The following is a 5,702-nucleotide window of genomic DNA, read 5'->3' as shown; positions in this document are numbered from 1 at the left end:
AGTGAAGCCTCATAAATAAGGTTGACAAGTTTATGTAAACTTTAAACTAAACTGTTGATAACTCATTTTGGTTAATGATCACAGTTTTAGACTGTATTTTGCCTTTAAGGTCACTGTCAACTTGTAATTTGTACATTGGATTATCGAAAACGCTTTCAGTTTCTAATTCTTCAATTGCTGTTCCTACAAGTGTAATGTCACTCCTTTTTTTTGATGGTGTGTATGATTTCTTTATCCATAGGTGGACATTGACAGACATTATTGGCCAACCCAAAATGCAGTAAAAAAGGTGTTATAAAAAAGAATTTCATAAAAAGATTTTATTATTTGAGCAATGCAGCCTACAAACCTAGAGTAATTGTCTAGACTTGATACCAAAAACATCATAACAATATAAAGTTCACGAAACCCCATAAACCTTCGGCTACGCTCAGGTAAACCCCTACTTACGCTTCTGCGAAGCTTGTTGCAACGCCTCATAACCCTAATAAACTCATAACCCTAATAAACTCATAACCCTAATAAACTCATAACCCTAATAAACTCATAACTCTAATAAACTCATAACCCTAATAAACTCATAACCTTATAAACTCAATACATCATATTTCTTACTTTTGCATTATGAAATGGATTGAAGAATTTTTCTTGACTTTTTGGGATCTGACCCTTGAAATGGCACCCTATCTTTTACTGGGTTTTTTGATTGCAGGTTTGTTAAACGGACTGTTTTCAAAAGATTGGTTGCAGCGTCAGCTGGGTAAGCCGGGTTGGAATTCTTCGATTAAAGCGGCATTATTCGGCGTTCCTTTACCATTGTGTTCATGTGGTGTGATTCCGACAGGCGTTTCACTTCACAAAAAAGGAGCCTCAAAAGGTGCGACAACCTCTTTTTTGATCTCCACGCCTCAAACCGGGATAGACAGTATTCTCATCACTTACGGTATGATGGGCTGGGCATATGCTATTGTAAGGCCAATTATAGCATTTATCACGGGAATTTTTGGTGGTTTTTTTGTTGATAATTTCGATAAAAGTCAGGAAGAAATGAAAGATGCGGAATGCTGTGATGATTGTGGAGTAGACGTGAATCAACAGCATTGGTTTGACCGAATCTTTAAATACGCCTTTGTCGAATTTCTTCAGGATATTTCTCGATGGCTTATCATTGGATTGGTCTTGGCCAGCGTAATTAGCATGCTTATTCCCGAACAGTTCTTTGAAGAAGGCATTTTATCAGAACCTATTTTTAGCATGTTTTTGGTGTTATTGGCGAGTATTCCGTTATATGTCTGTGCAACCGGGAGCGTCCCGATAGCAGCTGTATTATTGATGAAAGGGATTTCTCCCGGCGCAGCGATTGTATTTTTAATGGCGGGTCCGGCGACAAATATAGCGACCTTTACTGTGATCTGGAATGCCATAGGAAAACGAATGACAATAATATACTTGGCCAGCATCATTATTGGCGCCATGCTTTTTGGAATCATCATAGATTATGTTCTGCCCGAAGCCTGGCTTAGCTATTTTAGCGTGACTGAAATGATTGCTGAACACGATCATATTCTACCTCAATGGCTCAGTCTTGGTTCGGCTGTTGTCCTGACTCTGCTGGTGATCAATGCAGAAATTCAAAGATATTTACCTAAAAAATCAAAAAATAATATGGAATCTAAAGTACAAAAAAACACCACATATATTGTAAAAGGAATGACCTGTAATCATTGTGTGGCCAATGTGAAAAACAATCTAAGCCAAACTAATGACGTAGAAAATGTCGAAGTAGATTTATCATCCGGCAAAGTTGATGTACAGGGCAATATTGCAGAAGACAAAGTGAAAACTATTGTTGAAGATATTGGCTATGAATATGCGGGCAAAGTTTAGATGTCCAAAATGGGATTAAAGAGTTTTGCCTGCCCACCTATAAAAGTAAACCTCGGATGCCTTTTTAAAGTATTGAAACCAAATAAATGGATGATTCTGAAAAGGTTAATCCTTCGCCACATCACAAGGGTAGGAAGTTTTAAATGATTTCTTAAAAATTCATAAATAAGAATTTGGCATGAAAACCGAGGGTTTACTCCAAATACAATCAAATCACTTGACCAAAAGTTTTTTTATAGTTTTTTGTCCGTTATTAGAATTTATCTCTATTAAGTATAGGCCTTTTTCGAAATTTTCAACTGACATTTGAATCAAATTGTCTGGAAGGTCATGAAGCCTTTTCATGATTTTTCCTTGAATATCCATAATGCGAATAGAATTAATGTGATATCCTTCCCATTGAATGTTTACTTTATGATCTGCAGGATTAGGGTATAAATTGATTTCATTGAAATTATTTTCATCTATGCTGAGGTTAGCATCTATAATTTTGCTTATTGTTCCGGAACTCAAACCTACGGCATATAACTCCCCATCAACATCTTCTACAAAAGAAGAAAAATTCTGACCGCTAAAAGTACCGGCGAAATTCAGTTGAAACGTATCATCAGATATTTCTTCTACGTAACCTATCTGATTGCTGCAGAAATCTGCGAAAAAGTATAAACCCTGTAAACTGCTTTCTAAGCTGCCTCTATACCGATAACCGCCCGTGATGGAACATTTAAATGGGTTGCCTCCGTAGGAATATTCAGCTACCGGAAAGGTGAAAGTACTTATAGAACCACAGCCTGTCGTATTAAAAGTTGAACTCCCCTCATAACAGCGCCACCCAAAATTTTCGCCTCCGCTACTACTCCCCGATGTTCTGTTTATTTCTTCTTTGTTGCTTTCTCCGACATCGGCTATCCACATATCGCCGTTTAAGCTGTCAAAAGAAAATTTCCAGGGGTTTCTCAGCCCATAACTCCATATTTCATCCCTTGCCGAAGCATCGCCAACAAAAGGATTATCGGCTGGAATGGCATAATTCAGATTTGGATTTGTCGTGGTGTTATCCACATCAATCCTCAATATTTTTCCAAGTAAATTATTAAGGTTTTGAGCGTTATTTTGAGGATCACCACCAGATCCACCATCACCGGTAGCGATATACAAATAGCCATCATTAGGGCCAAAATGCATGTCTCCTGCATTGTGATTGGCAAAGGGCTGAGGAATGATCAATAAGATCACCTCCGAATTTGGATCCGCCAGATCAGTTGTACTTCTGGTAAATCTCGAAATTACGGTGTCTCCAGAATTATTAATGTAGTTGACGTAAAAATAACCGTTAGAGCTATAATTAGGATGAAACGCCAAACCTAAAAGACCTTGCTCACCACCATTATCGCTGACTAAAGAGTTGATGTCTAAAAATGGAGCAGCGTTAACCGATCCGTCGCTATTCAGGATTTGAATTGCACCGGGTTGTTCTACAATAAACAATCTGGAATCACCAGCATGAGCAGCATTTACCGGGCTAACAAATCCAGTAGCAACCGTTTCCAGTTGAATGTCCTGGGCCGGACATACCGAGATAAAAAAACTCACAAAAAACAGGGGTATAATTTTTTTCATGTTATTGTATTTTAATAATATACCCTTAAAGTTACGACATTAAGACTTTAATTTTGCTAAATGTTTATAAAAATGCGGAATTGTTTCAATGCCTTTGAGAAAATTCCAAATGCCAAAATGTTCATTGGGCGAATGAATCGCATCGGTATCCAAACCAAAACCCATTAAGATGGTTTTGGAGTTAAAGGCATTTTCAAACAACGACACAATTGGAATACTACCACCACTTCTAAGCGGTATTGCAGATTTGCCGAACGTATCCTGAAACGCCTTGTCGGCAGCTTGGTATTCTATACTGTCGATAGGGGTAACATAGCCTTGACCACCGTGATGCGGCTTGACTTCTACTTTTACACTTTTTGGAGCAATCGATTCAAAATGGGTTTTAAATAGTTCAGTGATTTCTTTCCAGTCCTGGTTAGGGACCAATCGCATGGATATTTTAGCAAAAGCTTTACTTGGGATTACGGTTTTGGCGCCTTCACCAATATAACCGCCCCAAATGCCATTGACATCCAGTGTGGGTCTTATGGAATTGCGTTCATTGGTGGTATAGTCTTTTTCTCCGTGCACATCACCGATACCAATTGATTGTTTATAATGTTCTAAATTGAAAGGCGCTTCGGCCATTTTTGCACGTTCTTCCTCACTTAAATCTTCAACTTTATCGTAAAATCCTGGTATAGTTATACGGTTATTTTCATCCTGAAGTGAAGCAATCATTTGCGTTAAAATGTTGATAGGATTGGCCACAGCACCACCATATAAACCTGAATGCAAGTCGCGATTTGGCCCGGTGACTTCAACTTCGACATAACTCAGACCACGTAACCCGGTGGTGATTGAAGGATGGTCTTTGCTTATCATGCCTGTATCAGAAATCAAAATCACATCGTTGGCTAACATCGCGTTGTGTTTGTTGATAAAATCTTCCAGATGTTCACTGCCGACTTCTTCTTCACCTTCGATCATAAATTTGACGTTGCAGGGCAATTCATTTTCAGCCATCATAAGCTCAAAAGCTTTGACGTGCATATACATCTGCCCTTTATCATCACAGGCGCCACGGGCAAAAATGGCACCATCAGGATGGATTTCGGTGGTTTTAATCACAGGTTCAAAAGGTGGTGAGTCCCATAAATCTAAAGGATCTGGCGGCTGCACATCATAATGGCCGTAAACCAAAACTGTGGGTAAGTCTGCATCAATTATCTTTTGACCAAAGACAATTGAATGTCCTTGAGTAGGAAAAATTTCTACGCTATCACATCCTGCGTTTTTGAGCTCATCGGCCACCATTTGCGCAGCATCTTTCATCGATGCTTTGTAGGAAGAATCTGCACTTATGGAAGGAATTTTCAGTAAGTTTATGAGTTCGTTAATGAATCGGTCTTGATGTTTTTCGACGTACGCTCTAGTGTTCATAGTTGTAGTTTAATTTAAGACTTTAAAATTAATGAATTTTAGTAAGGTATTGCCAATGGTGTTCGTGATAATTGTCAGTTCAATTAAGCTTGTCGAAACACAATTATTTTTGGATTGTTCCGCTGTGCTACATTCCACAAAAAATCACTCGAACTAACAGTGCTGTCACATCGAGTGATTGAGTTTTATTGCTTTGCAAAAGCAATAAAACTCAATTGTATCGAGATGTCAAGCTTTTCCAAACCACTTTTATGTAAAGTTACTCCTTGCGTGAGGGATAGCAGTGGAAAGCCCGCATACTGACCGTTAGCGTCAGTAGAGGACTTGAAACGGATAGCCCGACTCCCGCTTTTTTGCGGGAGGCACGCCCAAATTATTTTACTCTAAAGTTTTAACTTCTAAACCGTAAACCTGCTCAAAACGGGATTTGACTTTGTTAAAATCGTTTTGCCGAATGCTGATAATAAATTTGCAACGGATTTTTAGGTCTTGTTCTATGATGTTGAGGTTTAATTCCTTGACCAAACGCATGACCTTGTTCATTAAATCGTATTCACAAGTGATTTGTATCTGTTTATTAATGGTATGGGTTTTAATCTTGGCGTTTTCTAAAGCCATTTTGGCTGTGGCTTTGTAAGCTGATATCAATCCGCCAACACCGAGTTTGGTGCCTCCAAAATAGCGCACCACGACGACTAAGCAATTGGTTACTTCAAAAGATTGGAGTTGTCCGTAAATGGGCATGCCGGCAGAGTTATTGGGTTCGCCGT

4 protein-coding genes are annotated in these 5,702 nt (G+C 38.7%); 1 reads left to right on the top strand and 3 read right to left on the bottom strand.

Features of this window, described 5'->3' with window-relative positions; translation table 11 throughout:
• Nucleotides 1-624: 624 nt before the first annotated feature.
• Nucleotides 625-1,887, top strand: coding sequence for an SO_0444 family Cu/Zn efflux transporter (locus tag VJ937_RS04690; protein ID WP_324065734.1), 1,263 nt, complete (start codon nt 625-627; stop codon nt 1,885-1,887).
• Nucleotides 1,888-2,100: 213 nt separating this feature from the next.
• On the opposite strand, the gene VJ937_RS04685 is transcribed toward VJ937_RS04690, so the two are convergent.
• The 3 genes from VJ937_RS04685 to VJ937_RS04675 all read right to left on the bottom strand — a co-directional run.
• Nucleotides 2,101-3,507: a PQQ-dependent sugar dehydrogenase gene (locus VJ937_RS04685; RefSeq protein WP_324065733.1), complete on the bottom strand. Its 1,407-nt coding sequence runs from the start codon at nt 3,505-3,507 to the stop codon at nt 2,101-2,103.
• A 39-nt stretch (nt 3,508-3,546) separates the two neighbouring features.
• A complete protein-coding gene (locus tag VJ937_RS04680) occupies nt 3,547-4,932 on the bottom strand; it encodes a dipeptidase (protein WP_324065732.1) in 1,386 nt (461 codons plus the stop codon).
• 378 nt (nt 4,933-5,310) lie between these two features.
• A partial coding sequence (locus VJ937_RS04675; RefSeq protein ID WP_324065731.1) for a YigZ family protein occupies nt 5,311-5,702 on the bottom strand: 392 nt, incomplete at its 5' end.

Source organism: Salinivirga sp., assembly GCF_035268865.1.
Taxonomy (GTDB): domain Bacteria; phylum Bacteroidota; class Bacteroidia; order Bacteroidales; family Salinivirgaceae; genus Salinivirga.
Note: the sequence above shows the minus strand (reverse complement) of the source record. Positions and strands in the feature narration are given on the sequence as shown.